At 67.8% G+C, this 26,655-nt stretch carries 24 protein-coding genes and 1 pseudogene; 18 read left to right on the forward strand and 7 right to left on the reverse strand.

Going from position 1 to position 26,655, the window contains the following annotated elements; translation table 11 throughout:
* Window positions 1–8 precede the first annotated feature (8 nt).
* Genes AC1DYD_RS32465 through AC1DYD_RS32475 form a run of 3 tightly spaced genes read right to left on the reverse strand, consistent with a single transcriptional unit; the run spans window position 9 to window position 2,964 of the window.
* Window positions 9–980 carry an ABC transporter substrate-binding protein gene (locus AC1DYD_RS32465; RefSeq protein WP_478176856.1) on the reverse strand — a complete coding sequence of 324 codons (972 nt, stop codon included), beginning with the start codon at window positions 978–980 and terminating at the stop codon, window positions 9–11.
* A gap of 38 nt (window positions 981–1,018) precedes the next feature.
* Complete coding sequence (locus AC1DYD_RS32470) at window positions 1,019–1,348, reverse strand: 4Fe-4S binding protein (protein WP_478176857.1); 330 nt, start codon at window positions 1,346–1,348, stop codon at window positions 1,019–1,021.
* The gene (locus tag AC1DYD_RS32475) at window positions 1,345–2,964 is read right to left on the reverse strand and encodes an FAD-dependent oxidoreductase (RefSeq protein ID WP_478176858.1); all 1,620 of its coding nucleotides are present in this window, start codon (window positions 2,962–2,964) and stop codon (window positions 1,345–1,347) included. Before AC1DYD_RS32475 ends, AC1DYD_RS32470 begins: the two co-directional genes overlap by 4 nt.
* Window positions 2,965–3,256: 292 nt before the next feature.
* On the opposite strand from AC1DYD_RS32475, the gene AC1DYD_RS32480 reads away from it, so the two are divergent.
* Window positions 3,257–4,198 (forward strand): CysB family HTH-type transcriptional regulator, encoded by a 942-nt coding sequence (locus tag AC1DYD_RS32480; protein WP_478176859.1) that lies wholly within the window; start codon window positions 3,257–3,259, stop codon window positions 4,196–4,198.
* Here the strand turns inward: AC1DYD_RS32480 and AC1DYD_RS32485 are convergent.
* On the reverse strand, window positions 4,183–5,118 hold the full coding sequence (locus AC1DYD_RS32485) for a fatty acid desaturase (protein WP_478176860.1): 936 nt from the start codon (window positions 5,116–5,118) through the stop codon (window positions 4,183–4,185). The genes AC1DYD_RS32480 and AC1DYD_RS32485 overlap by 16 nt on opposite strands.
* 327 nt (window positions 5,119–5,445) lie before the next feature.
* Here AC1DYD_RS32485 and AC1DYD_RS32490 point away from each other — a divergent pair, with 327 nt between their 5' ends.
* The 8 genes and pseudogenes from AC1DYD_RS32490 to AC1DYD_RS32525 all read left to right on the forward strand — a co-directional run bounded on the left by AC1DYD_RS32490 (window position 5,446) and on the right by AC1DYD_RS32525 (window position 15,075).
* Window positions 5,446–7,050, forward strand: coding sequence for a rhodanese-like domain-containing protein (locus AC1DYD_RS32490; RefSeq protein ID WP_478176861.1), 1,605 nt, complete (start codon window positions 5,446–5,448; stop codon window positions 7,048–7,050).
* A 49-nt stretch (window positions 7,051–7,099) separates the two neighbouring features.
* Window positions 7,100–8,443 (forward strand): LLM class flavin-dependent oxidoreductase, encoded by a 1,344-nt coding sequence (locus AC1DYD_RS32495; protein WP_478176862.1) that lies wholly within the window; start codon window positions 7,100–7,102, stop codon window positions 8,441–8,443.
* 43 nt (window positions 8,444–8,486) lie between these two features.
* Window positions 8,487–9,595, forward strand: a pseudogene (locus AC1DYD_RS32500) (acyl-CoA dehydrogenase family protein).
* A gap of 37 nt (window positions 9,596–9,632) precedes the next feature.
* Window positions 9,633–11,237 carry an ABC transporter substrate-binding protein gene (locus tag AC1DYD_RS32505; protein ID WP_478176863.1) on the forward strand — a complete coding sequence of 535 codons (1,605 nt, stop codon included), beginning with the start codon at window positions 9,633–9,635 and terminating at the stop codon, window positions 11,235–11,237.
* 16 nt (window positions 11,238–11,253) lie between these two features.
* Window positions 11,254–12,258 (forward strand): ABC transporter permease, encoded by a 1,005-nt coding sequence (locus AC1DYD_RS32510; RefSeq protein ID WP_478176864.1) that lies wholly within the window; start codon window positions 11,254–11,256, stop codon window positions 12,256–12,258.
* Window positions 12,255–13,094 carry an ABC transporter permease gene (locus tag AC1DYD_RS32515; protein WP_478176865.1) on the forward strand — a complete coding sequence of 280 codons (840 nt, stop codon included), beginning with the start codon at window positions 12,255–12,257 and terminating at the stop codon, window positions 13,092–13,094. Before AC1DYD_RS32510 ends, AC1DYD_RS32515 begins: the two co-directional genes overlap by 4 nt.
* On the forward strand, window positions 13,091–14,068 hold the full coding sequence (locus AC1DYD_RS32520) for an ABC transporter ATP-binding protein (RefSeq protein ID WP_478176866.1): 978 nt from the start codon (window positions 13,091–13,093) through the stop codon (window positions 14,066–14,068). Before AC1DYD_RS32515 ends, AC1DYD_RS32520 begins: the two co-directional genes overlap by 4 nt.
* The gene (locus tag AC1DYD_RS32525) at window positions 14,065–15,075 is read left to right on the forward strand and encodes an oligopeptide/dipeptide ABC transporter ATP-binding protein (protein WP_478176867.1); all 1,011 of its coding nucleotides are present in this window, start codon (window positions 14,065–14,067) and stop codon (window positions 15,073–15,075) included. The genes AC1DYD_RS32520 and AC1DYD_RS32525 overlap by 4 nt, the downstream gene beginning before the upstream one ends.
* Before the next feature lie 26 nt (window positions 15,076–15,101).
* Here AC1DYD_RS32525 and AC1DYD_RS32530 read toward each other — a convergent pair whose 3' ends face one another.
* The gene (locus AC1DYD_RS32530; RefSeq protein ID WP_478176868.1) at window positions 15,102–15,416 is read right to left on the reverse strand and encodes a LysR family transcriptional regulator; all 315 of its coding nucleotides are present in this window, start codon (window positions 15,414–15,416) and stop codon (window positions 15,102–15,104) included.
* A 240-nt stretch (window positions 15,417–15,656) separates the two neighbouring features.
* Here AC1DYD_RS32530 and AC1DYD_RS32535 point away from each other — a divergent pair, with 240 nt between their 5' ends.
* The 8 genes from AC1DYD_RS32535 (at window position 15,657) to AC1DYD_RS32570 (ending at window position 24,609) form a co-directional block, all read left to right on the forward strand.
* The gene (locus AC1DYD_RS32535; RefSeq protein ID WP_478176869.1) at window positions 15,657–17,183 is read left to right on the forward strand and encodes an amidohydrolase family protein; all 1,527 of its coding nucleotides are present in this window, start codon (window positions 15,657–15,659) and stop codon (window positions 17,181–17,183) included.
* Window positions 17,184–17,215: 32 nt separating this feature from the next.
* Window positions 17,216–18,328, forward strand: coding sequence for an ABC transporter substrate-binding protein (locus AC1DYD_RS32540; RefSeq protein ID WP_478176870.1), 1,113 nt, complete (start codon window positions 17,216–17,218; stop codon window positions 18,326–18,328).
* Window positions 18,318–19,193 carry an ABC transporter permease gene (locus AC1DYD_RS32545; protein ID WP_478176871.1) on the forward strand — a complete coding sequence of 292 codons (876 nt, stop codon included), beginning with the start codon at window positions 18,318–18,320 and terminating at the stop codon, window positions 19,191–19,193. Before AC1DYD_RS32540 ends, AC1DYD_RS32545 begins: the two co-directional genes overlap by 11 nt.
* A complete protein-coding gene (locus tag AC1DYD_RS32550) occupies window positions 19,190–20,017 on the forward strand; it encodes an ABC transporter permease (protein WP_478176872.1) in 828 nt (275 codons plus the stop codon). Before AC1DYD_RS32545 ends, AC1DYD_RS32550 begins: the two co-directional genes overlap by 4 nt.
* A gap of 20 nt (window positions 20,018–20,037) precedes the next feature.
* Complete coding sequence (locus AC1DYD_RS32555) at window positions 20,038–20,901, forward strand: ABC transporter ATP-binding protein (RefSeq protein WP_478176873.1); 864 nt, start codon at window positions 20,038–20,040, stop codon at window positions 20,899–20,901.
* Between the two features lie 59 nt (window positions 20,902–20,960).
* Entirely contained in the window at window positions 20,961–22,307 is a 1,347-nt protein-coding gene (locus AC1DYD_RS32560) for an LLM class flavin-dependent oxidoreductase (protein ID WP_478176874.1), read from the forward strand.
* Window positions 22,308–22,427: 120 nt separating this feature from the next.
* Window positions 22,428–23,354, forward strand: a complete 927-nt coding sequence (locus AC1DYD_RS32565; protein WP_478176875.1) for a TauD/TfdA dioxygenase family protein — start codon at window positions 22,428–22,430, stop codon at window positions 23,352–23,354.
* 10 nt (window positions 23,355–23,364) lie between these two features.
* The gene (locus AC1DYD_RS32570; protein WP_478176876.1) at window positions 23,365–24,609 is read left to right on the forward strand and encodes an acyl-CoA dehydrogenase family protein; all 1,245 of its coding nucleotides are present in this window, start codon (window positions 23,365–23,367) and stop codon (window positions 24,607–24,609) included.
* A 55-nt stretch (window positions 24,610–24,664) separates the two neighbouring features.
* Here the strand turns inward: AC1DYD_RS32570 and AC1DYD_RS32575 are convergent, their stop codons facing one another.
* Complete coding sequence (locus AC1DYD_RS32575) at window positions 24,665–25,246, reverse strand: cupin domain-containing protein (protein WP_478176877.1); 582 nt, start codon at window positions 25,244–25,246, stop codon at window positions 24,665–24,667.
* A 196-nt stretch (window positions 25,247–25,442) separates the two neighbouring features.
* On the opposite strand from AC1DYD_RS32575, the gene AC1DYD_RS32580 reads away from it, so the two are divergent.
* On the forward strand, window positions 25,443–26,273 hold the full coding sequence (locus AC1DYD_RS32580; protein WP_478176878.1) for a MetQ/NlpA family ABC transporter substrate-binding protein: 831 nt from the start codon (window positions 25,443–25,445) through the stop codon (window positions 26,271–26,273).
* A 135-nt stretch (window positions 26,274–26,408) separates the two neighbouring features.
* Here the strand turns inward: AC1DYD_RS32580 and AC1DYD_RS32585 are convergent.
* A partial coding sequence (locus AC1DYD_RS32585) for a PLP-dependent transferase (RefSeq protein ID WP_478176879.1) occupies window positions 26,409–26,655 on the reverse strand: 247 nt, incomplete at its 5' end.

Below are 26,655 nucleotides of genomic sequence, written 5' to 3' on the forward strand. Positions count from 1 at the left end.
GGTGACATTCAGGCGTCGTTCACGCGCCACTGCGCGAGTTCGAAGTCGCGGCTCACGAGATTTTCGGTCAGCAGGAACTTCTTGACCTCATCGAGCAGCGCCATCCCTTCGGCGGGGTAGGCCGGTTCAGGGAACTGCGACAGTGGGTGCGAGACTTTCACCACCTCCAGCGGGAAGCCGCTGACCTCCGCGTGGAAGGCGTAGTAGGCCGCGCTGTCTCGGCGGATCTCCTGCAACGCGGTGCGACGCGCGCGGGTCCATGCGGCGGCGAGCCCTGGCGCAGCCGCGAGCACCTTGTTCGAGGCCACGATCACCGAGGTGCCACGCAGCGTGGGATGCCGCTCGGCCTCGTCGATCACGGGGTAGCCGCGCGAGGCCAGCAGCGGTCCCACGTCGATCTGCGCCGCAAAGGCGGCAATGGATGCCTGGTCGAGCGCCGCTTCACCGTCGCGCGGGAACATGTGGATCACCTTGACCGACTTCTGCAGTCCGTTCTCCTTCAGCAGGCCCAGCACGTAGCGGTGCATGTAGGAGCCGCGGGCCACGCCGATGGACTGGCCTTCGAGCTCCTTCACGCTGCGCACGCCGTTGCGCGGCGTGAGCAGCCAGACGTTCATGCCTACCGCGTCGAAGCCGATGAGCTGGCTTTCGAGGCCGCGCGAGCGCGCGACGATAGCGGGCGTATCGCCGTAGATGCCGACGTCGAGCGCGCCCGCGAGAAAGGCCTCGTTCAGGTCCGGCCCGTTCGGGAAGTTGCGGGTCGTCACGTCCTTGAAGCCCAGCGACGCAAGTTCGCGCTGCAGATGGCCTTGCCGCAAGGCCCAGCCGGTGGCATTCGCGGGCTTCTTGCCGGGGCCGATGTAGCCCAGGCGCAGCGGCTGGCCGGCGCCCTGGGCGATGGAAAAAGCGGGTAGTGCACCGGCGGCGGCCGCAGCCGCGGCGCCAAGCAACAACCGGCGGCGGCCAGAAAGATCGGACATCGAAAGACCTACAGAAAAAGAAGGGGGGAAGGAATGGATCAGTGCGCGCGACGCAGCAGTTCGAAGCTCGCATCGGAGGAAGCGGTCGACTGGCGCCCTTTGCCCCATCCGATGGCACTGCGGTAGCTGCCCATGAGGGCTTCGGCAGCGGCATCGCGCTCTTCGGCGGTTGCGCTGCGGTCGGCGATGGGGGCGACGTACAGCGCATCTTCCGGGCAGTACAGCTCGCACATGAAGCAGGTCTGGCAGTCGTCCTGCCGCGCGATGCGGGGCGGCCCACCGGGGACAGCCTCGAACACATTGGTCGGGCAGGCGTTCACGCAGATGTTGCAGGCGGTACAGCGTTCGGCGCTGATGACTTCGATCATGCGACCACCTCATCGCGCACAGCGTGGTGCTGAACCCACACCTCGTCGAGTCCGCCGCTGAGCAGGCGATGGCGTTGCGCGGGGTCGAGCCCGCCGTGCTCGCGTCGCCGGTGCATGCCGCGCGTTTCGGTGCGCTGTAGTGCGCTGCGATACATCCAGCGCGAAGTGGCGAGCATGGCGGCCGCCTCGCGCGCGCGCACGGCCTCGGTGGCCGTGGCTACCGGTGCGCTGGTGCGCAGCCGCGCCCACAGCGCGTCCAGCCGGCCGAGGGAATCGCGCAACACGTCACCCTCGCGGAACCAGTTGCGCTCGTAAGGAAAGACCTCGGCTTGCACCGCGCGAATTGCCTCCTGGCTGTCGAACGGCGTGACGCCGCGCGATGACAGCGCAACGCCTCCCGCGCGCCAGGCCGTGCGATGCGCCCGGGCGCGCGCATTGCGACCGAACGCCGCCGCACCCGCACCGGCCCAGAAGCCCGAGGACAGCGCCCACGCCGCGTTATGACTCCCGCCGCCCGTGAAGCCGCCGCAGATCAGCTCCCGCGTGGCCGCATCGCCCGCCGCATAGAGACCGGGCACCGAGGTCGCGCAGGAGCCATCCACCAGATGCAGACCGCCCGTGCCGCGCACCGTGCCTTCGAGCCGCAGCGTCACCGGGAAATGCTGCGTGAACGGGTCGATGCCCTGTCGGTCGAAGGACACGAAGAAGTTCGGCTGGGCCGTGCGCATCCATGCGCGGATCTGCGCGTCGGCGCGGTCCAGGCAGGCGAACACGGGCTGCGACTGAAGGGTCTGCGCGATCACGCCGCGCCCCTTCGAAGAGCCGGCGCCTTCGATTGCCGCGCCATCGGCCGTGTAGAAGGTGGCCCAGTTGTAGAACAGCGACTTGGTGACCGACGAAAAGGCCGGGCCCAACCCGTAGGCGTTGGAGAACTCCATGCCGGAGAGGGCGGCGCCCACTTCGGCCGCCATCAGGTGGCCGTCGCCGGTGAGCACGTTGCAGCCGAGCGCGCGGCTCAGGAAGGCGCAGCCGCCGGTCGCGATGACCACAGCGCCAGCGCGCACCACCCAGGATTCGCCGCTCTGGCGGTTCACGCCGGTGGCGCCGCAGACGGTCCCATGGGCGTCCACCAGCAGTTCGAGAGCGGGGCTATGGTCGAGGATGCGCGCGCCCGATTCCTTCACGCGCTTGCGCATCAGGCGCATATATTCGGGGCCTTGCAGCGATGTGCAGCGCAACGCGCCCTGGTCGTCGACTGGAAACGGGTAGCCCCAGTCCTTGAGCCGCTCGACGTTGTCCCAGGTCTGCTCGAGCACGCGGTCCATCCATGCGTGCTCGGCCAATTGGCCGCCCATGGCGAAACGGCTCGCCTTGGCCTCCTCGCGCGCCTTGCCCTCGGGCGACACGTGCCACAGGCCGGTGCCTGAAGGTGCCGTAGCCCCGGATGTGCCGCAGAAGCCCTTGTCGACAAGCACGACGCGCGCGCCCTGCGCCGCCGCGCTCACCGCGGCCCAGGCTCCGGCAGGTCCGCCGCCGATCACGAGCACGTCAGCCTGGTGCTGGATGGAGCCGTCAGCCCCTGACAAAGCCTGCCGTTCGAGATCTCTGGCGCCCATGGTCGATTGCCCCGCAATGCAAAGAGAGCGACCGTACCAACGCGCGGTGTCGGACACAAAGAAGAAAAACGCGAATCGATATGCAGCCGCGGGGGGCCGCTCAGGCGCGGTCCCAGCGCATTCAACCATCGCGCGATCCAGTACAGCAGATGGCCGAAGGCCCCGCGCGCGAGCATCAGCCAGTGCGGAGCCATCGCCAGGGCGTCTGATTCGGCGACGGCGCCAGCGTATATCCATAGGCGCATTTCTTCTTTGGTCGCTCATCAGCGCACGGCCCACACTCGGCCTAGACATGAACTTTCAGCAATTGCGATCCGTGCGCGAGACCGTGCGCAGCGGCTTCAACCTGACCGAGGCGGCACAGACGCTGCATGCCTCGCAGTCCGGCGTGAGTCGGCAGATCCGCGAGCTCGAACAGGAGCTCGGCATCGCACTCTTCGTGCGCGCGGGCAAGCGGCTGACCGGTCTCACCCCGCCCGGCAACCACCTGCTGCCGTTCATCGAGCGCGTGCTGGCCGAAAGCCGCAACCTGCGCGAGGCGGGACGGAACTATCTCTCGCAGCAGTACGGCGTGCTCTCGCTGGCCACCACGCATTCGCAGGCACGCTACGCATTGCCCGCGGCGGTGCAGGACTTCCGCCGCAGGTTTCCGGGCGTCACGATGCAGTTGCACCAAGGCTCGCCCAAGCAGATCGCGCAGAAGCTGCTGGACGGCGAGGTGGACGTGGGCATCGCCACCGAAGCGCTCAGCGACTACCCTCAGTTGCTGGTGCTTCCCTGCCGATGCTGGAGCCACGTGGTCATTGCACCCACCGGCCATCCGCTCCTGCTGGATGCGCCGCTCACGCTCGAGCGGCTTGCGGCGTGGCCGCTGATCACCTACGACAACGGCCTGACCGGCCGCTCGCGCATCGACGACGCCTTTGCCCGCGAAGGCATCGCCACCGACATCGTTCTCGCCGCCATGGACGCGGATGTCATAAAGACTTACGTCGCGCTCGGGATGGGTGTGGGCATCGTGGCCGACCTGGCCTATGACGGCGCTCGCGACACGCACCTTCGCGCGCTCGACGCGAGCCACCTCTTCGGCGAGAACCAGACCATGCTGGCGGTTCGCCGCGGCGACTACCTGCGCAGCTACGTGTATTCGTTCATCGAAGCGTTCGCGCCGCCCTTGTTGCATCGGCCCTTCGACCGAACGCTGCCTCCACCGACGTCTCACCACTGCGGGTGAACCGGCCGGAAGATCGGTCGCAACAAGTAGCGTCGCGCGATCTCGGCGTAGCCGCGATAGTAGAAGTTGCCGTTGGCGGCCAGCACAGCGGCGCGGTTGCGGCGGAAGTGCCCGGGAATCTCATACCACGGCATCGTTGGCGAGCGATGATGCACATGATGGAGGTTGTTGTAGAGGTAGAGCAGACCGAACAAGGCATTCGACTCGACAATGGCCACGCGTTCGTGTGGCGAATGGCCCCAGCGGTGCTCGGTAAAGGAGCGCAGCGCTCCAAGCATCATGCTCGGGTAGATGAAGTAGAGCAGGTACTCGCCCAGGCTCATGTCGCAGACCCGCGTCACGTACCAGAGAATTGGTGCGACGCTCGCCGCATGCACGAGCCAGATGGCGGCATGCGAAAAGTCACCGGCGGCCAATCGGCCCAACTCCGAGCGCCCCAGTTTGTACAGGCGAAGCCAAGGACCCACCGTCACCCGGAATGCGAGCGTCTGGTTGGTAGCGAGGATCGCCCGCCGCAGAGGGCCGTAGGTACCCCACGCGGACGCTGAGTGGTAGACGCTCTCCGTATCCTTCTGAGGGTGCGTGAGGTGGAAATTGACATGGTGACTGCTGTGACTGCTGTGATACAGCGGATAAGGGAGCCAGAGGTTGAGCGGTGGCCAGACCAGGGCCCATCGCAGTACTTTCGGAATGTGGCGCATGGCGTGGATGGCTTCGTGCTGCAACGAGAAGTGCAGTTGCCCAAGGTAGCCCCCAAGCACGAACAGCAACACGCCGGGCACGGCGGCATGCCAGCGGACCAGCACCGCCCATGCGGCATAAAGCAGAACCGCAAGAACGAGTGTCGGCGCTTCGGAGCGCCGCCACCAACGCACGCGGCCGATGGCGTCTGCGGAAGACGAACGAGCGAGAGTGGTCATCCGGGCATGTGAAGGAATCTGCGCGCAATACTGCCGCCGTCCGACCCATCCGCTTGCTCCCATTGCGCATGAGTACATGCGCAAACCTTTGTTGGTCGCGGCTTGCCGCGAACCTACAGTCGCAGACGCCGGACGGGCTAAACGAACTCGCCTCCTCACGACTGGAGTGGCGACATGGCTGCCGCCCGCTCATTGCCGCCCACGTCCACACACTGCACATGACTTCCTCCCTCCGCCGCTTCCTCCCCGTGCTGCGTGTCTTCGCGTGGGGCGCTGCAGAGGTCTATCGGACGAAGTCGATCCGCGGCATCCCTGCGAACTGATTCGATGACCGGACATTCATCGCTCATTGCGCCGCAGGCGCTCCAGGATCTGCTGCTGGGCCGCCAGGAACTCGCATTGCTCGACGTGCGCGAGGCGCGCGCCTATGTCGGCGGCCACCTGAATCTCGCGCGTCTCGCCCCGCTGTCGACGCTGGAGCTCGAGGTCCGGGCGCTGGTGCCGCGCCTCGGCGCGCCAGTCGTCCTGGTCGACGCCGGGGACTCGAACGGGCCGACCGCGCGCGCGGCGGCACTGCTCCGTCGCCTCGGCTACACGGATGTGCGGGTGCTCTCCGGCGGAACCGCCGCCTGGCAGACCGCAGGGTTCCAGTTGATCGACGGCTATGGGACCCTGGTCAAGGCCTTTGGCGACCGCGTGCGCGAGCACTACGCAACACCGACCCTGAGTGGCGACGCGTTGCGGGAACGCCAGGCCTCGGGCCTCCCCGTGACGCTGATCGATGCGCGGCCAGCCGGGGAATTCGCATTCCTGAGCCTGCCGGGCGCCAGCAACCACGCCGGCACCGAACTCGCGCTGCGCCAGTGGTCCGCCGACGCACACGCCCCAGCCTGGGCGATCAACTGTTTCAGCCGCACGCGCGGCATCATTGGCGCCACCACGCTGCACCTGCTCGGCCATCGCGACGTGCGCTTTGTCGAAGACGGGGTGATGCGATGGGCGCTGGATGGTGCACCGGTCGTGCAGAACGCAGGGCCCGACGTCGACCTTCCCCAGGCCAATGACGAGGAGTTGCACCAGCGGGCCGACGCGCTGATCGTGCGCCACGACTTGCCGGTGCTGCGCCCCGACGCGCTTGTGCGTCTGCGTGCCGAAGCCGACGAGCGGACGCTCTACGTCTTCGACCTGCGCCCGACGGCCGGAGCCGACGATCCTATCGCTGGCGTTCGCGCCGTACCCGGCGGCCAGTTGCTGATGCATTTCGAGAACCTGGTCGGCACCCGCCACGCCCGGATCGTGCTCCTGGACGATCCGCACCGCCTGCGCGCGGCGGTCACAGCCTTCTGGCTGCTCCAGCTCGACCAGGCCGAGGTGCTTATCCTGGACGGTGAACTGCCAGCCGAATGGCGCGCCGAAACCGGTCTTCCTGACGACCCGGTCTCACTCGCCGGGCGCGGCCTGTTGCCGGCCCGGCTGGCCACGCTGCTGCGTGATGAACCCGAACGCATCCACGTCGTCGACGTGGGCCCGAGCGCAGATTTCGAGCGCGCGCACCTTCCGCGCTCGCACTTCCTGCTGCCCTTCACGCTGGAGCCGCTGGCAGCGCTGCTGCATGAAGGGCATCGCATCGTCTTCAGCTCCCCTCAAGGTCGCGCTGCGCGGCTGGTGGCACGCGACGCGCGCGAACGCTGGCCGGACAGCGAGATCGACTGGCTCGCCGGCGGCACGCTGGGCTGGCAGGCGGCGGGACTGCCCGTCGAGCAGGCTTGGGAGCCCTCGCAGATCCTCACGCCCTTCGAGGATGACTGGGGCTCCGTCATGCGCGTGCCGGCGTCGCGCCGTGACCGCGCATGGGCCGACTACCTCGCGTGGGAGCGCGGCCTGAGCGCACGCGTGGCGCGCGACCCCGCCGTCCGGTTTCGATTCTTCTGAGAGACAACTCGATTTGGCACGCCGGGAACTACTGCTCAACGCGTTCGACATGAACACGGTCGGCCACCTCGCCCATGGGCTGTGGCGTCACCCGCGCGATCGGGCCACCGACTACAAGGACATCGCCTACTGGCAGGATTTCGCGCGTACGCTCGAGCGCGGCCTGTTCGACGGCCTCTTCCTGGCCGACGCCTCGGGCGTCTACGACGTGTACGGCGGCAGTGCAGACGCAGCCCTGCGACAGGCAATCCAGCTGCCGGCCAATGATCCGGCCGTCCTGGTACCGGCCATGGCCGCGGTGACCAAGCACCTGGGCTTCGGCATCACGGTCAACCTGAGCCACGAGACGCCCTACCTGTTCGCGCGCCGCATGTCGACCCTCGACCACCTCTCGCGCGGGCGCCTCGGCTGGAACATCGTGACCGGCTTCCTCGACAGCAGCGCGCGCGCCACGGGCAGCTCGGCGCTGACCGGCCACGACGCGCGCTACGAGCGCGCCGACGATTTCATGGACGTCGTCTATCAGCTGTGGGAGGCGAGCTGGGACGACGATGCGGTCGTGGCCGACTCGGTGCGCGGCGTGTACGCGGAGCCCTCGCGCGTGCACAGGGTGAGCCACGACGGCCCGCACTACCGGATCGACGCGATTCACCTGAGCGAGCCGTCGCCGCAGCGCACGCCGCTCCTCTACCAGGCCGGCGCCTCTGCGCGCGGCATCGCCTTCGCGGCCAAGCACGCGGAATGCCTGTTCATCCCCAACCAGGGGCGGGCAGCCACCGCTGGCTTGGTGAAAACGCTGCGCGAACGCATCGCCGAGGCCGGGCGCGACCCCGCCTCCGTGCGCATTCTCACGAGCCTGGAAGTCATCGTCGGGCAGACCAGGACCGAGGCGAACGACAAGCTGGCCGACTACCGTCGCTACGCCGAACCGCGCGCGGCACTGGCCCAGTTCGCGAGCGCCACCGGCATCGACCTGTCGCGCTACGAACCGGACGAGCCGATCCGTCCCATGGGCGGCGACGCGATCCAGTCGGCGCACGATGCGATCACCCGCGGCAGCGCCAGTGGCGCCTGGACGGTCAACCGACTGCTGGCCGAGATGACACTCGGCGGGCGCTTCACACCGATCGTCGGTGCACCCGCACAGGTTGCGACCGAGCTCATCGACTGGGCCGATGCGACCGGCGTCGACGGCTTCAATCTCGTGCGCACCGTGACACCCGAGGGTTTCGCCGACATTGCCGACCTGCTGGTGCCCGAGCTGCAGGCGCGGGGGCGATTCAAGCGCGCCTACGCGCCCGGCACGCTGCGCGAAAAGATGCTGGGTGGCCCCGCCCGGCTCGCCCTCCCGCATCCCGGTGCCGCATGGCGCCGCAACGCGCCGCGCGCCTGACATCGCCACCCACCGCGTCCACTCGAAATCTCAGAAAGACACCGTGTCCGCTCTCCCCTCCCACGCCACGGCCGAAGCGCCGACCGCCACCCTGATCCGCGACGACGCGCATGCGCTCGACGTGGCGCACCAACTCGCGGCCCGCTTCGCTCCCGGAGCTGCCGAGCGCGACCGGCAGCGCACCCTCCCCTTTGCCGAGATCGAACTCTACGCACAGAGCGGCCTCTGGGGCCTCACCGTGCCGCGCGCCTTCGGCGGACCGGCGGTGTCCCACCTGACGCTGTCCGAGGTGACGGCCATCATTTCCGAGGCGGATCCGGCGATCGGCCAGATCCCTCAGAACCACCACTGCCTGGTCGATGCGATCCGATGGGTCGGCACCGCGGAGCAACAGCATTTCTTCTTCGCCGAAGCGCTCGCTGGACGCCGCTTCGGCAATGCGGTGTCGGAGACCGGTACGGCGAATGCTAAGGTGGTCAGGACACGCCTTGCGCGCACTTCCGACGGCCTGCGCCTCAATGGCCGAAAGGCCTATTCGACCGGCGCGCTGTTCGCACATTGGGTACCGGTGGCGGCGCTCGACGACGACGACCGACAGGTGCTCGTGTACGTCGAACGCCACGCACCGGGCCTCACGGTCGAAGACGACTGGAATGGCTTCGGCCAGCGCACGACGGCAAGCGGCACTGTGATCGCCGACAACGTCGCCGTCATGCCGCTGCAGGTCGTGGCACGGCACCGTCTGTTCGAGCCGCCCACGATCCATGGCGCGTTCGCCCAACTGCTGCACTCGGCCTCACGCTGTCGCGCATCGGCGAGCTCGTGATACGGCTGCACGCGGCCGAGCTGCTGCAGGAACGAGCAGCACGTCATCTCGACGCGGCGCGTGACGACCCGACCTCGGTTCGCGTCACCGAAGCGTCGATCGCGGTGGCAGAGGCGAAGGTGTCAACCACGCAAATCGCGCTCGACGCGAGCAGCACGCTGATCGAGCTCGGCGGCACGCAGTCGACGCTGGCCGAGCACAACCTCGACCGCCACTGGCGCAACGCCCGCACCCACACAGTGCACGACCCGCTGCGCTGGAAATTTCACGCCATCGGCGACTTCTGGTTGAACGGGACCGAGCCGCGCCGCCACGCCTCGCTCTGAGCCAGGCCCATCCTTCACCCGCTTGATGGAACATCCCATGCAACGACGTCATCTGCTCCAGGCCGGCTCCGGCGCAGGCATTCTGGCCGCCCTGCCCGCCACCCTTCCTCTCGCCCACGCACAGCCCAGAAAGGAAACCGTGCGCGTGCTTGCCGAAGGAACCCCCAACTCGCGCGACCCGCACGGCGAGGGCGTGAGCCGGGAGTCGCTCGGTACCTTCACCAACATCTACGACCGGCTGATCAACTTAGACCGGGTCAAGCTGCCTTCCGGCGTTTACCGCTACGACTACTCGCGCTTCAAGGGCGAACTGGCCGAGACCTTCGAGCAGTCGACCGACGGCAAGACGCTCACCTTTCACTTGCGTCGCAACGCCACGTTCCACGACGGTTCGCCGGTGACCGCGAACGATGTCAAATGGTCGCTCGACCGGGCCGTCAGCCTGCCGGCCTCCAAGCGCCAGCTGGGCACCGGATCGCTGACCGATCCCGCGCAGTTCATCGTCGTGGATGCACACACGCTGCGCATCACGCTGCCACGCGCGGACCGCTACACGCTGCCCAATCTGGCGCTCAGCTTCGCCTCGGTGCTGAACGCCGAGCTTGCAAGGAAGCATGCGACGGCCACCGATCCGTGGGCGGCCGAGTGGGTGCGCAACAACGCCGCCGGCGGTGGTGCCTACCGGATCGAATCGTGGACGCCGGGCCAACAGGTCGTCTATGCCCGCTTCGACGACTGGAAAAGTGGCACCTTGCCCTACGTGCGCCGCGCGGTGTTCCAGACCGTGCCCACCGCGGCGACACGCTCGGCAGCCCTGCAGCGCGGTGACGCCGACGTGGCGCTGCAGCTGCCGCCCAAGGACATCGACGCGCTCGCCGAGCGCAAGACGCTGCAGGTGGTGTCGGTACCGGTCACCAATTCTTTCCGCTTCATCGCCTTCAACACCCGCGCCAAGCCATTCGACGACGTGCGCGTGCGCCAGGCCGTGGCCTATGCGCTGCCCTACACCAGCCTGTTCCGCGGCGCCAGCTTCGGCCACGGCCAGCCGCTCTTCGGCGCCCCGTCCGCCAAGCCGACGAGCAGCGCGTTTCCGCAACCCTACCCCTACGACACGCAGTTGCAGAAAGCACGCGAACTGCTCGCCGCGGCCGGCTATCCGCAGGGTTTCCAGACCAGCTTCAGCTACAACGTCGGGGACGCCACCATCGGCGAACCGGCAGCGCTGCTGGTGCAGGAGGCCTTGTCCCGGATCGGCATTGCCGTGACCATCGAGAAGGTGGCCGGAGCCCAATGGGGAACCTTGCAGACCGAAAAGAAGCTGCCCTTCTACATCGATACATCCTCGGCCTGGTTCAACGACCCCGACTACTTCTTCCGCATCTTCTTCCAGGGAGACTGGCGCTGGAACTTCGGCTCTTTCGAGAATCCTGAACTCGCCAAGCTGGTCGAGCAGGCGCGCTGGGAGACCGACAAGGCGAAATACGATGCGTTGATCCGCCAGGCGATCCAGATCGTCTTTCGAGAACTGCCGATCGTCCCGTTGTGGCTGCCTTCCTACGACATCGCCCTGCAGCCCGACCTCGCGAACTTCACCTACTACATCCACGGCCAGGTCGACTTCCGGCCGCTCACGCGGACGTGAAGCGGCCTTCTTCGCCATGATCGTGAGGCGCATGCTGGCCACGCTGCCGATCGTGCTCGGCGCCGCGGTGTTCACCTTCCTCCTCACGCGCGTGTTGCCCGGCGATGCAGCCTCATTCCTCGCGTCGGGGCAGGCCACGCCGGCCGAGATCGCACAGCTGCGCCAATCGCTCGGACTCGACCGTCCGCTCCCCGAGCAACTGCTGCACTACCTGGCTCAGCTTGCGCGGGGTGACTGGGGGCAGTCCTTCACCACCGGCCAACCGGTCACGGCCGACCTGCTGCAGCGGCTGCCGGCTTCGCTGGAACTCACCTTCTTCGCCTTCGGGCTGGCACTGATCACCGGGATCCCGCTGGGCGTGGCCGCGGCCMCGCGGCCGGGATCCTGGATCGACCACCTGTGCCGCGCGATCGGCACGGCCGGCAGCTGCGCGCCGACCTTCGTCGTCGGGCTGCTGCTGATCTACACCTTCTACTTCCTGCTGGGCTGGGCGGCCGAGCCGATCGGGCGCATCGACGCGCTGGTAGCGCCACCGCCGACGCGCACCGGCTTCCTGCTGATCGATGCGCTGCTCGCGGGCGACGGCACCGCCTGGCGCTCGGCGCTGTCGCACCTGATGCTGCCCGGCATCTCCATGGCCTTGTTCTCGGTGGCACCACTCGCGCGCATCACGCGCTCGGCGATGCTCTCTGTGCTGGCCAGCGACTTCATGCGCACCGCGCGTGCGCTGGGTCTTCCACGCACTCGCGTGCTCTTCGGCTACGCGCTTCGCAATGCCCTGCTGCCGGTGCTCACGACGCTGGGCATGGTCTTCTCATACATGCTGGGTGCCAACGTGGTGATCGAGAAGCTGTTCGCGTGGCCGGGCGTCGGCAGCTACGCGCTCGATGCGCTCATGGCATCGGATCCAGCCCCGGTGCAGGGCTTCGTGCTGCTGATCGCGACGCTCTTCGCGCTGGTCAACCTGTTGGTCGATCTGGCAGGTGCTGCCGCTGACCCGCGCTTCTCGACCGCGCGATGAAGCCGCTCCGCCATGTCCTCCACCGGCTGAAAAGCGCGCACCGCTGGTTGCCGCTGTTGCCGGCGACGGCATTGCTTCTGCTGGCACTCCTGGGCCCGGCCATCGCGCCGCAGGACCCGTTCGCCACCGACGTGGCAATCGGCCTGCAGCCGCCCTCGGCCGCGCACCGGTTCGGCACCGATCAGCTCGGGCGTGACGTCTTGAGCCGGGTGATCGCGGCCACGCGACTCGACATGGCCATCGCGTTCTCGGCCGTGCTGATCTCCGCCATTGCCGGCACCCTCGTGGGCGCCACCTGTGGCTTCCTGGGCGGCGCGCTGGATCGCTGGGTCGGCCGGCTGGTCGACGTGCTGATGGCCTTCCCGCTCTTCGTGGTGGCCATGGCGCTGGTCGCCGCCCTCGGAAATTCGGTGGCTAGCGTCATCTACGCCACCGCGCTGATCAACCTGCCCTTCTACATTCGGCTCTCGCGCGCCGAAGTAGCGGTCCGGCGCCATGCCGGCTATGTACTGGCCGCACGCCTCGGCGGCGCGGGCGACGCCCGGTTGCTGTTCGGCGTGCTGCTGCCAAACGTCCTGCCGATGCTGGCCGTCCAGGTGTCGCTCAACCTGGGATGGGCGATCCTCAACGGTGCCGGGCTGTCCTTCATCGGCCTGGGCGTACGCCCGCCGACGCCCGAATGGGGCGTGCTGGTGAGCGAAGGCGCTCAGTTCATCCTCACCGGCCAGTGGTGGGTCGCACTCTTCCCTGGCCTGGCGCTGTTTGCGGCGGTCTACGCGTTCACGCTCGCAGGCGATGCGCTGCGCGACCGACTCGACCCGAGGCAACGCACGTGACCGCTTCCGGGGAATTGCTCGAAGTGCGGGGGCTGTCGGTGCGGTTCCGGCGCCGTGACGGCGCACACGTGCATGCGCTGGACAACGTCACTTTCGAGTTGTCCGCGGGCGAGACGCTGGCACTCGTCGGCGAGTCGGGCTCCGGAAAATCCGTCACGGCGCTCGCGCTCGCCGGCCTGCTGGATCCGGCCGCCGAGATCCTGGGTGGCAGCGTGCGGCTGCAGGGCCGCGAACTCCTGGGGGCCGGCGAGCCGGCGCTGAAGTCCGTCCGCGGCAGTTCGATCGCGCTGATCTTCCAGAACCCGCGCTGCTCGCTCAACCCGATCCGTCGGGTCGGAGATCAGATCGCGGATGCACTACAGGCCCGGCGCGCCCGGCCGTCCCGGCAGGCGCATGCGCGCGCGATCGAACTGCTGGCGCAGGTCGGCATCGCCGACCCCGAGGCGCGCTCGCGCGCCTATCCATGGCAGTTGTCCGGTGGCATGTGTCAGCGCGTGATGATTGCGCTGGCCCTCAGCGGCGAGCCGGCTCTGCTGATGGCCGACGAGCCGACCACCGGACTGGACGTGACGACGCAGGCCGCCGTGATGGCGCTGATCGCGGCGCAAGCGCGGGCGCGCCGCATGGCCACGCTGCTGATCACGCACGACCTGGCGCTTGCCTCCGAATATTGCGACCGTGTCGCCGTGATGCATGCGGGCCATCTGGTCGAGGTCGCGCCGGTGCGGCGACTCTTCGATGCACCCGCCCACCCCTATACCCAGCACCTGATCGATGCCACGCCCCGGCACGGCTTGTCGCTGCAGGCATTGCGTCCCGTGCCGGGTGAACTGCCCGACCTCGCGCGCGGCGATCTCCCGGCCTGCCGCTTTGCAGAACGCTGCGAGCGACGCATCGACGGCGACTGCGACCAGCCTCCACCGATGACACGCGTTGCCACCGGACATCAGAGCGCATGCTGGAACCCGCTGTGAGAGAACCGCTGCTCGAAGTGCGCCACTTGCGCAAGAGCTTCCCCGTACCCGGCAAGGCGCCGGCGCGCTGGCTGTCCCGTGCGCGCACGGCACGCCTGCAGGCCGTCGATGACGTGAGTTTCGAGATCGGCCGTGGCGAGGCGCTCGGGCTGGTCGGCGAGTCCGGTTGCGGCAAGTCGACCGTCGCCGGCCTCATCGCCCGCCTCGACGATCCCGACAGCGGCGAGATCCGCTTCAAGGGGGAGGACCTCGCGCGCTGGCCGGCTCGAAAGGCCGCGCATGCGCCATGGCGCACCGACATCCAGATGGTGTTCCAGGATCCAGGCGACAGCCTGGACCCCCGGCTGAACGCCTTCGATGCGATCGCGGCGCCGCTGCGCCGGCTCAAGGGCCTGGCAGGAGACGCACTGCGCCGGCGCGTGCATGCAGCCGCCGAGCACGCCCGCCTGCCTGCCGCGCTGCTGGCGCGGCGGCCGCACCAGCTGTCGGGCGGCCAGGCTGCGCGCGTGGGCATCGCGCGCGCGGTGGCGCTGGAGCCGGCGCTGCTGATCCTGGACGAGCCGACCAGCGCACTCGACGTCTCGATCCAGGTCGGCATCCTGCGCCTGCTCGACGAACTCAGGCGAGAGCTCGGCATCGGCTATCTGTTCGTCTCGCACGATCTGCAGGTGGTGCGACTGCTGTGCCAGCGCGTGCTCGTGATGTACCTGGGTCGCCTCGTCGAGGCCGGTGAAACGGCGCAAGTACTCGACCACCCCGCGCACCCCTACGCTGCGGCGCTGGCATCGGCGGCCCCGCTGTTCCGCGGCCCAGCCGGCGCGCGGCCGGTGCCGCTGGCGGGCGAGCCGCGCAGTCCGATCGATCCCTCGCCCCAGGTCTGTCGCTTCGAGAACCGCTGCCCGTGCGCCGATGCCGAATGCCGGCTCCGCATGCCGCAGCTGCAACCGATCTCCGCGCAGCAGGCGGTGGCCTGCCATTTTCCGCTCTCTCGCGTGCCGCTCTGCTGATCGAGCAGCGCGACGCATGCGCGCGCCTACATCGCGGCGTGCGCCCGCAGCTCGGAGTGGATCCGCGCCGTCAGGTCGACGACTGACTTGCTCCGGCGCAGCAGCAGGTGTCCCGCATCCGTGAGGCTCACCGCGCGCGTGCTGCGGTTGAGCAGTTTCACGCCGACCTGGCTTTCGAGCTCGGTCATGTACTTGCTCACGGTCGACTTGGAAAGTCGAAGCGCCGAGGCAGCCAAGGTGAGGTTGCGGTGCTTCGCGACCTCACGGAAGGCCCGAATGTGTTCGAGAGTGAAGAGGCACTGCGGGGCGGACGGCCGCAACAGATCCAACGGAGGGTTCATGAAGAGCGAGAGACACAGGGAGCCATGGCAGGAGCCGGAATGCTATGCGCGCAGCGGCTGCGATGCCAACTCGCCGAATCCATATGGATATGCGGAAAGCAGCCGCGCAACAGGTGGGTCGCGAGGCGCTCGCGTCGATATGCAGCGCACACCTAAGCAAGCGCAAAAACCTTCCTTGGGCGCCGCAGATCGCCCACTTAACCTGCGGCAGACATTCATGCCACCTCCAAGGAGACTTCTGTGAACGACCGATTGAGCCCTGTGCGCGCATCGCGCTCCGCTGCCCTGAAGGCCGGCCTCCGGCACCCGGTGATCGACACCGACGTGCATGTCAACGACTACGCACCGGCCCTCGAGGACTACATCCAGCACTACGGCGGCAACGCCCTGGTGGATGCCCTGCGCAAGGCATTGGGCGGACGCTTCGTGACGCGCAGCAGCGGCGGCAAGGACTGGTATCAGCAGACGCCCGAGGAGCGCCAGTACCACCGCACGCTGAGAGCGCCGTGGTGGGCTCGTGTGACGCGCAACACCTACGACCTCGCGACCTATACGCTGCCCGCGCTGCTGCACGAGCGGCTGGCCGAGCAGGGCTCCGACTACTCGGTGCTGTTCCCGAACGACGTGCTGTCGCCGGCCGCGGCAGGCAGCGAATTCCGCCAACCGCTGCATCGCGCCATCAACCACTTCCACGCCGACCAGTACCGCGCCTATGCCGACCGCCTCACGCCGGTCGCCGGCATCCCGCTGCACACGCCGCAGGAGGGCATCGAGGAACTGGAGTTCGCGGTCAAGACGCTGGGCCTGAAGGTGATCAACATCGCCGGCGGCGTGCGCCGGCCGATCCGCGCGATCGCGGACAAGTACCCGGCCAAGGAGCACCCCGAGATCGCGAAGCAGACAGGCTACATCGACTTCTATGGCATCGACAGTGAATACGACTACGACCCGTTCTGGGCCAAGGTGGTGGAACTCGGCGTACCGGTGACCACGCACTACGGCAGCCAGGGCTGGACCGGGCGCCAGTCGATCAGCAACTACATGAACAACCACATCGGCCACTTCGCCGACGGCTCGCAGGCCTTCGCCAAGGCGCTGTTCTTCGGTGGCGTGACCCGGCGCTTTCCGGGCCTGCGCGTGGGGCTGCTCGAAGGCGGGGCCGATTGGGGTTCGCACGTCTACACGCACCTGGTCGATCGCTTCGAAAAGCGCAATCGCATCGCGGTGCGCAACGACGATCCGGCAGAAGCCGATGTCGAGCTGCTGGCGTCGCTGTTCGAACGCTATGGCGGCGACCTCATCAAGGGTCGCGCGATCGACAAGTCGACCCTGCTGCGCGACAGCCTCGGCATCTCGGCGCTGCCCCACAGCCGCGAGCCCAACGAAAACGAGATCGACGACTTCGCGCTGTCCGGCATCGAGCGCGTGGAAGACATCCGGGATCGCTGGGTGAACAGTTTCTACTTCGGTTCCGAGGCCGACGACCGGACCGTGGCGGCGGCCTTCAACGACCGCGTCAATCCGCTCGGCGTGAAGATCAACGCCATCTGGTCGTCCGATGTCGGTCACTGGGACGTACCGGAGTTCACCGAGCCGCTGGCCGAAAGCTGGGACCTGGTCGAACAGGGGGTGATCACCTCGGCCGACTTCAAGGCGCTGGTGTTCGACAACCCGCACCGCTTCTATACCGAGGCCAATCCGCGCTTCTTCGAGGGAACGGAGGTCGGGCGCAAGCTGAGCTCGCCCGCTTCGCCGGCCCAGGCCTGACTCCGTTGGATCCCTGTCCGAGGAAAAGAATGATGAACCCCACCCGTTCCCTGCGCCGCTGGGCGTCTTCGCTGGCGAGCCTGGCGCTGCTCGCGCTCGCCGCCCTGCCGGCGCAGGCCGCGCCAGAGGTGATCCGCATCGGCGTGGCAAGCGCGGGCGGCGGCGATCCCGTCACCTTCGGCGGCTCGCCCGGCGGCCTCGTTCGCGTCAACAACTGGCTGGAGGAGGAGTTCAAGTCCTCCGGCATCCAGGTCGAGTGGCTGTTCTTCAAGGGCGCCGGCCCGGCGGTCAACGAGGCGCTGTCGAACAAGCAGATCGACTTCGCCTACCAGGGCGACCTGCCGCAGATCGTCGGGCGCTCCAACGGCCTGAAGACCAAGCTGCTGGCGGTCAGCGGTGCGCGCAACAACCTCTACGTGGTGACGCCCAAAGACTCGCCGGTCCGTTCGATCAAGGACCTGAAGGACCGCAAGGTCTCGATCTTCCGCGGCACCAACGGCCATCTCGTGGCCATCAACGTTCTGGCTGCCAACGGCCTGACGGAACGCGACCTGAAGGTTGTCAACCTCGACGCCGGCAGCGCACAGGCGGCGCTCGTCTCCAATGGCGTGGACGCGGCCTTCGGCGGCTACGAGTGGTTCAAGGTGCGCGACGCGGGACTGGCCAACATCGTCTATTCGACACAGGGACAGGACCCGGCCCTGACCCGCCAGGCCTCGCTGCTGGTGCGCAGCGAATTCGAGGAGGCCAACCCGGCGGAGGTGCAGCGCGTGGTCGACGTGTTCGTGCGCGCCGCCCATTGGGCATCGGAAGAAAAGAACCGCGACGAGCTCTTCAGGATCTGGTCGCGCAGCGGCGTGCCCGTCGCCTCCTGGGCGGCGGAGTTCGACAAGCAGTCGCTCGCAACCCGCAATTCGCCGCTGGTGGACGAGTTCATCCTCGGCCGCTACAAGGCCGTCGTGGCCGATGCGCTCAAGCTCAAGCTGATTCGCCACGCCGTCACCGTGGACGACTGGTTCGACACCCGGTACCTGCGGAACTCGCTCAGGAAGCAGGACCTGGAGAACTACTGGACCGCCTACGACGCCAAGGGCCAGCCGAAGGCCAATCCGCAGCAGTCGGTGGCGGCGGTCAATGGCCGCTGAGCGCGCGGCCATCGCCGCCGGAGGCGGCCTGGATGCGGCGCGGAGCCGCCCGGTCGCGCGGCGCGGGAAGCCGACGCTTGCCGCCGACCCGGGGCCGCGCTGGCGGCGCATGGTCGACGGCCTGCTCCCCTGGCTGCTTCCCGCCGCCCTGCTGGCGCTGTGGACCGTGGGTGCCGAGCAAGGCTGGATCTCGCCGCAGGTCCTGCCCTCGCCGCAGTTCGTCTACGAGACACTGCGCGAACTCGCGATCAGTGGCGATCTCTGGCTCAACGTGAGTGCCAGCCTGCAGCGCGTGCTTGTCGGCTTCGCGGGTGGCGCGCTGCTCGGGCTCCTGCTGGGCTCGGCCATGGGCCTTTCGCGCCGCTTCGAGACCTATGTGCTGCCGACCTTCAATGCACTGGTGCAGATCCCGGTGCTCGGCTGGCTTCCTTTCGTGCTGCTGCTCGTGGGCATCGGCGAGCCGCTCAAGTACATCCTGATCGCCAAGGCCGCGATGGTGCCCGTGGCGCTCAACACCCTGCAGGGCTTCCGGCAGACCCCCACGGCCCTGCGCGAGGTAGGCCGGGCCTATGGCTACAGCCGCCGCCAGCAGGTGCTGGAGATCGTGCTGCCGCATGCGATTCCCACGCTGTTCACGGGCCTGCGCCTGGGCTTCACCAAGGCCTGGCTGTCGCTCGTGGTGGTCGAACTCGTGGCGTCCAGCGAAGGTCTCGGCTACCTGATCGTCTACGGGCGCCAGCTGTTCCAGCTCGATCTCGTGATGGCCGCGGTCATCGTGGTCGGCGCCATCGGCTATGCGATCGACCGGCTGCTCGATGCCGTCGAGCGCGTTGCCAACCGCCGTCGGCCGGGGGCGGCGCGATGAGTGCGCAGGGTGCAGGCCGGATCTCGCGCGATGCCGCCGAACTGGCCACCATCCAGCCGCTGCGCCCGGTCGACACCAGCCGCTGGCGCGGCCTGCTGTTGCCGATCGCCGCCATCGCGCTGTGGTGGCTGGCCTCGCAGCTCGACCTCGTAAACTCGGCGCTGCTGGTGTCGCCCGGCAAGGTCCTCTCGACCGCGTTCGACCAGATCGCCAGCGGGCGCCTCTGGCGCGCCCTGGGCGCCAGCCTGACGCGCGAGGCGACCGGCTTCGCGATCGGCACCGTGCTGGGCCTGTTGCTCGGCGCGCTGTTGGGCCTGTCGCCGCTGTTCAACCGCGTCGTCGGCCCGAGCTTCAACACCTTCAAGCAGATCTCGCTGTTCGCCTGGATCCCGCTGATCTCGGTGTGGTTCGGGCTCGGCGACGTGGCCAAGGTGGCGTTCCTCTCCCTGGCCGCCCTCGTGCCGGTGGTAGTGAATACCTGCGACGGCATCCGCACCACGCCGCCGGGGCTGCTCGAAGTGGCGCGGGTCTACGGCTACACGCGGCGGCAGACCATCCTGCAGGTGGTGCTGCCGGCGGCGCTGCCCGCGATCTTCACCGGCGTCTACCTGGCGCTGATCTATTCGTGGCTCGCCACGATCGGCGCCGAATACCTGCTGGTGGCCGGTCGCGGCATCGGCAACCTGCTGATCGAGGGCAGCGAGCATTTTCAGATGGACCTGGTGATTTTCGGCATGTTCGTGATCGGCCTGGTCGGCTGGCTGATGAACGCCTTCGCGCGCCGGCTGGAACGGCGGCTCTCGCGCTGGACCGGTCGCACCTGAAACTTCTGCAAGGAATATGCATGACTGAGATTGCGACGCCCTCCTCCAAGGAACTCGACATCCGCGGCGTGGGCAAGCGCTATGCGAGCAGCCAGAGCGCCAACGGCGAACTGCAGGTGCTCGAAGGCATCGACCTGCACGTGCCCGCGGGCCGCTTCGTGAGCATCGTCGGCGCCAGCGGCTGCGGCAAATCCACGCTGCTGCGGCTCGTGCTCGGGCTCGACGACCAGTACGAGGGCCAGATCCTGCTCGACGGCCAGCCGATTTCCGGAACCGGTCCCGAGCGCGGCATCGTGTTCCAGGACCACCGCCTCTTTCCCTGGCTTTCGGTGGAGCAGAACATCGCCGTCGGCCTGCGCAATGCGCCGTTCACGGCCGCCGAGAAGCGCGCGCTGGTGGCCGAGCACGTGGCGCTCGTGGGCCTGCAGGGATTCGAGAAGTCCTGGCCGCACCAGATCTCCGGCGGCATGGCGCAGCGCGTGGCGATCGCGCGCGGCCTGGTCAACCGTCCGCGCGTGCTGCTGCTGGACGAGCCCTTCGGTGCACTCGATGCGCTGACCCGCTCGCGTCTGCAGAACGAGCTGCAGCGTATCTGGCAGAAGGAGCGCATCACGATGCTGCTGGTCACGCACGACGTGGAAGAAGCGGTCTTCCTCGGTGACCAGGTGGTGGTGATGCAGCCCTCGCCGGGGCGCATCCGCCGCATCGTCGACATCGATCTTCCGCACCCGCGCAACCGCAGCGACCCGCGCTTCATCCGGCTTCGCGACGACGTGCTCAGCGACTTTCTCGACGTCGAGACAGAGCCCCTGCCCGCGCCGGCGCAGCTCGCGCCCCGCTGGCCGTCCGCCATCGGACCGGCCGGCCTGCAGCTCGCCTGGTGAGCCCTGTCCCCGATGCCTTCGCTCCCTCCCTCCAAGACTCATTTCCTGGACCACAGACCATGACCTCTTCCACGCGCCAGATCAAACTGGGCGCCTTTCTCATGCAGACCGGCCACCACATCGCCGGCTGGCGCCATCCCTACGCGCAGGCCGATGCCGGCAGCAACTTCCGCCACTATGTCGATCTGGCGCGCAAGGCTGAAGCCGCCAAGTTCGATGCGATCTTCCTCGCCGACGCGGTGGCCGTGCGCAGCACCAATCTCCCCTCGCTCTCGCGCACCGCGCGTGCCGACCACTTCGAACCGCTGACGCTGCTGTCCGCACTCGCCGCGGTAACGGATCGCATCGGCCTCATCGCCACCGTCTCCACCTCCTTTAACGAACCTTTCAATGTGGCGCGCAAGTTCGCTTCGCTCGACCAGATCAGCGGCGGGCGTTCGGGCTGGAACCTCGTGACCTCCAGCGGTGGCGCCGAGGCGCAGAACTTCAACCGCGACGAGCATCTCGAGCACGCGCTGCGCTACGAACGCGCAGCCGAGTTCCACGACGTCGTCACGGGGCTGTGGGACAGCTGGGAAGACGACAGCTTCCCGCGCGACCAGGACAGCGGCATCTACCTCGACCCCGACAGGCTGCACGTGCTTGGCCACAAGGGCAAGCATTTCTCGGTGCGCGGGCCGCTCAACGTCTCGCGCTCGCCGCAGGGCCGGCCGGTGGTGGTGCAGGCCGGTGCCTCGGAGGCCGGCAAGGACCTGGCCGCGCGAACGGCGGAGGTCATCTTCGTCGCCCATCAAACCTTCGACGAGGCCAAGGCGTTCCATGCCGACATCAAGGCTCGCGTGCGGCGCCATGGCCGCAGCCCCGATGACGTGAAGATCATGCCCGGCATCTTTCCCGTGGTCGGCCGCACGCAGGCCGAGGCTGACGAGAAGTTCCAGCAGTTGCAGGACCTGGTCCATCCGACGGTCGGCCTGGAGCTCTTGTCCACTGTGGTCGGCGGTTTCGATCTCTCGGGCTACCCGGTGAATGGGCCGCTGCCCGAACTGCCCGAGACCAATGGCCCGAAGAGCCGCCAGCGGCTGCTGGTCGATCTCGCGCGCCGCGACAAGCTCAGCATCCGCGACCTGTACCTGCACATCGCCGGTGCGCGTGGACACCAGCAGGTAGTCGGCACGCCCGAGCGCATCGCCGACCAGCTGCAACAGTGGTTCGAGGAAGGCGGCGCCGACGGCTTCAACATCATGTCGCCGTGGTTCCCCGGCGGCCTGGACGATTTCATCGACGGGGTGTTGCCTGAACTGCGCCGTCGCGGCCTGTTCCGCACCGAGTACCAGGGCCGGACCCTGCGCGAGCACCTGGGGCTGAAGCGGCCGGTGCACCCTGCGCAGGCGGCTGTGGCGGGCTGACCATGAGGCCCGTCAGGGCTTGCGCGCATAAGCAGACTCGAATCCCTTCTATCGCCGAGTCCCGATCGGTCGAACAATCCAGGCCTCCCCGCGCCTGTCGCGTTCCTACCTCGACCCGCCATGACCCACTCTTCGACACTCGACGTCGCCCGGCCAGCCCAACCGGCTTCCGACCCTTCGCGCCAACCGGCGGCCTTTCGCATCGCGCCACTGCAGGCCGCGCTCGGCGCGGAAGTGACAGGCCTCGACGGCACCCGGCCGTTGCCTGCGGCCCAGGTGCTCTCGCTCAAGCAAGCGCTGCTCGAGCACCACATCCTGATCATCAAGGACCAGCGCCTCGAGGACGACGCGTTCGCCCGGCTCGCGAGCTACTTCGGCAGTGTCTTCCACCCGCCGGCCAACGTGCCCGTGCTCGGGTCGGACCCCTATGGCGGCAACACGCCGGACATCGTGCACGTGTCCAACCTTGCCGGCGGCGTGCTCGGCCATGACGAGCTCTCCGCCCATGCCGACCATCACTGGACGCCCACGCCCTCTTCCGGCTCGCTGCTCTATGCAGTCGAGGTTCCTTCGGTCGGCGGCGACACCACCTGGTACAACCTGGCCGACGCCTACGACGAACTCGACGCCGGGACACGGCGCGAAATCGACGGGCTCCGGCTGATCACCTACAACCCCTTCCTGCGCAAGCTCAAGCCGCTCGCATCCGGCTTCCCGCTGTACCGCATACCGGACATCGAGCCGCTGTCGCCGTTCGAGGTGCATCCGCTCGTGCGCACGCACCCGGACAGCGGCCGACGCATCCTGCACCTGGGCGCGCGCACCGAGGTCGAGATCGTCGGCGTCGATCCGCAGTACGGCGCGGCGCTGATTGCCCGCCTGCGCGAGCATTCGCTGCAGCAGCGCTACGCGTACACGCATCGCTGGTCGGTCGGTGACATCGTGTACTGGGACAACCAGGCCACGCTGCACGCCCGCAACGCCTTCGACAACGGGGAACGCAGGTTGCTCAAGCGCATCAGCCTCGCCGGCAGCAGGCCCTTCTGATAACCCCTATATGACCCTGAACCCTCCTGCCGCACTCGACCATCCCTGGGGCGCCCCTCCCACGAGCCGCTATGAAACGCTCGCCGGACGCTTGCGCCCCGTGTTCGCACGCATCCGCGCGGGGGCGGTCGAGCGCGACCTCGCCCACCGACTGCCGCATCAAGAGATCGGCTGGCTCAGAGAGGCCGGCTTCACCCGGCTGCGCCTGCCAACCGAACTGGGTGGAGCGGGCGCCAGCCTGACCGAATTGTTCGCGCTGTTCATCGAGCTCGGCGCGGCCGATACCAACGTCGTGAACGCATTGCGGGCGCACTTCGGCTTCAAGGAAGACGTGTTGCTCGCCGCAGACTCGCCCTGGCGCGCCCAGTGGCTCGACCGCCTGTCGACCGGCGACCTGCTCGGCTCCGGCTTCTCCGAGACGGGCGACGCCAAGGTCGGTGCCTTCTCGACCCGGCTGCGCCGCACCGGCGAGGGCTTGCGCTTGTCGGGTCGCAAGTTCTACACCACGGGATCGCTGTTCGCCGACTGGATCAATGCAGTGGCCGACAACGACGAAGGCGAGCCGGTGATGGTGGCGGTGCCGCGCACGGCCGCTGGCGTGGAAGTGCTCGACGACTGGGACGGCTTCGGCCAGTCGCTCACTGCCAGCGGAACGGCGCAGTTCGACAACGTCGCCATCGATCCGCTGTGGATCAACCCGAATTCCGCCCGATTTCCCTATGCCTCGGCCTACTACCAGATGGTGCACCTGGCCTCTCTGGCGGGCATCGGACGCGCTTTGGCGGAAGACCTGGCCGAGCGCGTGCGCCAGCGGGATCGCACCTACAGCCATGGCAATGCGGCCCGTGTCGCCGACGATCCTCAGATCCTGCAGGTGGTCGGCCGCGTGCGCGGCGCAGCCTACGGTGCTGGCGCCGCCGTGTTGCAGGCGGCGGCCGCGCTGCAGCGCGCGCACGACACCCACCTCGAAGCACAGGCCACCGAGCAGGCGCGTACCACCTCTGCGCTCGCCGCCCATGTCGAGGTGGACCAGGCCGTCTCGGTGGTCACCAGCCTGGTGCTGGACGCGAGCACGGTCCTGTTCGACGCGCTCGGTGCATCGGCCACGCTGCGCACGCACGGGCTCGACCGCTACTGGCGCAATGCGCGCGTCATCTCCTCGCACAACCCGCGCATCTACCGCGAGCGCCAGGCCGGAGCCTTCGCTGTGAACGGAACGCCGCCGCCGACTTTCTACCGGGTCGGTACCGCCTGACTGGGGACTTGCTGCCCCATCGTCCTCTCGACGACCGCGCGCGTATGTCGCCCGACTATTCGTCGGCTGCGTGACCGGTCAGCTCCAGCATCGTCTCCACGAACGCGTCGAGCGAAGGCAAGCCCGGATCGCCCTCGACCCCAGTGCCTGGTCGGATATTGCCGACAGGCGCCGACAGCACCAGCAGGTCGAGGTCGGGCGCTTCACCAGCGTCCCGTGCATACCGCAAGCCGGCCGGAATCGCCAGCCATTCTCCGGCCTCGCAGAGCACGCCCAGATACCCGCTGTCCGTCTGGAGATAGATCACCAGCGTGCCTTCCAGTACCCAATGCACCACTGACCCGTCGAGTGCGTGCAACCGTTGCCATTCACGCCGGCGATCCGGCCAGCCGGGCGCCTCTGGCAACAGACGAATGCGATCGACCGATTCGGTGCCGAAACGCTGGTGCAGTTGCGCGAGTTCCATGCGCCGAGCGTCGAGCAACCCGGCCAGCGAACCATCGGCCGCCCAGGGCGTCTGGACGTTCCATCGGCCCCACGTCGCGCCCAGCCGCTCGAGGTTTCCCAGCACCAGGCTATCGCACACATGGGTCTCGGCCCAGGTTGCTTGTGCATCGAATGTTGCGAGTACACCCATGTTGTGACGGCCTCCAGGCTGGCGAGTATGCAGACAAAGCCCCGCAAAGGGGAAAGACGCATTCGGAACGTGCTTATGCACGATTCGAGCAAGCCTCTCGCCGCTGATTCATCCATGCGCACCGTATAAGGTTGCTCGTTTTCATTCGTTCCGGAACCGATCGTCGGCAGGCACAGTCGCGCTTTTTTCATACGACATGCCCACCATCATGCTTCCTACCCGCCGCCGCGCCGCGATGATCGCTGCGTTGTCTCTTGCCTCCGCGACCCTTTTCACCACCGGCGCACTGCACGCGCAGGACAAGAAGATCCTCAAGGTCGGCGTCTCCGTCGGCAGCGGCGAGCAGATCTGGGAAGTCGTCAAGAAGGCGGCGGCGCGCGACGGGCTGGCCGTCGAGGTCGTCGTCTTTAACGACTACCAGTTGCCCAACGCCGCGCTGGCGGCCGGCGACCTCGACGCCAACGCCTTTCAGCACCAGCCCTTCCTCGACAACCAGAACAAGTCGCGCGGCTTCGACATCGTGCCGGTCGGTCTCACGATCACGGCGCCGCTGGGCTTCTACTCGCGCAAGATCAAGTCGATCGACGCACTGCCCGATGGTGCCTCGGTCGGCATCCAGAACGATCCATCCAATGGCAACCGGGCCTTGCTGCTGCTGCAGGAGTCCAAGCTGATCACGCTCAAGCCGGAGGCCGTCAAGAACAACAATGCGACCCCGCTCGACGTGGTGTCCAACCCGAAGAAGCTGAAGCTGGTGCCGCTCGATGCCGCGCAGCTGCCGCGCTCGCTGGACGACCTGACCATCGCCTCGATCAACAACGACTATGCCGAAAAGACCGGCCTGACGCTCGCCAAGGACGCGGTGATCAAGGAGTCGCCGAAGGGCCCGTACGCCAACCTCATCGCGGTGCGGCGTGCCGACAAGGACAAGCCGTGGGCGCAACAGCTCGTCAAGGCCTACCACTCGCCGGAGGTGAAGAGTTTCATCGAGACGAAGTTCAACGGCGCCCTCGTGCCTGCTTTCTGAAAGAACCCACGATCCAACGTCCCTCGCTACAAGCCTTCCTCGCGATCGGTGAATCCGACCGCATGACGCTGCGCTTCGTCAAGCGATAGGCGGCGAGCCGATCCAGGCGCTCACGCGGATCCCGCGCGCGAGATGTCAGATCCGCGCCAGCGCCTGCGCCAGATCTTCCCGCAGATCCTCCACCGCCTCGACACCCACCGACAGCCGCACCAGCGTGTCGCCGATGCCGAGCCTTGCACGGGTCTCGGCCGGGATCGTGGCGTGGGTCATGATCGCCGGATGCTCGATCAGGCTCTCCACGCCGCCGAGGCTCTCGGCCAGGGAGAAGATCTTCACCGCCTCGAGGAAGCGGCGGGCGCCGGCCAGGTCGCCGTGCAGGTCG

The organism is Variovorax sp. P4_B11 (genome assembly GCF_056402355.1).

Coding starts and splice junctions, on each gene's coding strand:
- AC1DYD_RS32465 (WP_478176856.1), bottom strand. CDS start 980: ATGTCCGATCTTTCTGGCCGCCGCCGGTTGTTGCTTGGCGCCGCGGCT.
- AC1DYD_RS32470 (WP_478176857.1), bottom strand. CDS start 1,348: ATGATCGAAGTCATCAGCGCCGAACGCTGTACCGCCTGCAACATCTGC.
- AC1DYD_RS32475 (WP_478176858.1), bottom strand. CDS start 2,964: ATGGGCGCCAGAGATCTCGAACGGCAGGCTTTGTCAGGGGCTGACGGC.
- AC1DYD_RS32480 (WP_478176859.1), top strand. CDS start 3,257: ATGAACTTTCAGCAATTGCGATCCGTGCGCGAGACCGTGCGCAGCGGC.
- AC1DYD_RS32485 (WP_478176860.1), bottom strand. CDS start 5,118: ATGACCACTCTCGCTCGTTCGTCTTCCGCAGACGCCATCGGCCGCGTG.
- AC1DYD_RS32490 (WP_478176861.1), top strand. CDS start 5,446: ATGACCGGACATTCATCGCTCATTGCGCCGCAGGCGCTCCAGGATCTG.
- AC1DYD_RS32495 (WP_478176862.1), top strand. CDS start 7,100: ATGAACACGGTCGGCCACCTCGCCCATGGGCTGTGGCGTCACCCGCGC.
- AC1DYD_RS32505 (WP_478176863.1), top strand. CDS start 9,633: ATGCAACGACGTCATCTGCTCCAGGCCGGCTCCGGCGCAGGCATTCTG.
- AC1DYD_RS32515 (WP_478176865.1), top strand. CDS start 12,255: ATGAAGCCGCTCCGCCATGTCCTCCACCGGCTGAAAAGCGCGCACCGC.
- AC1DYD_RS32530 (WP_478176868.1), bottom strand. CDS start 15,416: ATGAACCCTCCGTTGGATCTGTTGCGGCCGTCCGCCCCGCAGTGCCTC.
- AC1DYD_RS32540 (WP_478176870.1), top strand. CDS start 17,216: ATGAACCCCACCCGTTCCCTGCGCCGCTGGGCGTCTTCGCTGGCGAGC.
- AC1DYD_RS32545 (WP_478176871.1), top strand. CDS start 18,318: ATGGCCGCTGAGCGCGCGGCCATCGCCGCCGGAGGCGGCCTGGATGCG.
- AC1DYD_RS32550 (WP_478176872.1), top strand. CDS start 19,190: ATGAGTGCGCAGGGTGCAGGCCGGATCTCGCGCGATGCCGCCGAACTG.
- AC1DYD_RS32555 (WP_478176873.1), top strand. CDS start 20,038: ATGACTGAGATTGCGACGCCCTCCTCCAAGGAACTCGACATCCGCGGC.
- AC1DYD_RS32560 (WP_478176874.1), top strand. CDS start 20,961: ATGACCTCTTCCACGCGCCAGATCAAACTGGGCGCCTTTCTCATGCAG.
- AC1DYD_RS32565 (WP_478176875.1), top strand. CDS start 22,428: ATGACCCACTCTTCGACACTCGACGTCGCCCGGCCAGCCCAACCGGCT.
- AC1DYD_RS32570 (WP_478176876.1), top strand. CDS start 23,365: ATGACCCTGAACCCTCCTGCCGCACTCGACCATCCCTGGGGCGCCCCT.
- AC1DYD_RS32575 (WP_478176877.1), bottom strand. CDS start 25,246: ATGGGTGTACTCGCAACATTCGATGCACAAGCAACCTGGGCCGAGACC.
- AC1DYD_RS32580 (WP_478176878.1), top strand. CDS start 25,443: ATGCCCACCATCATGCTTCCTACCCGCCGCCGCGCCGCGATGATCGCT.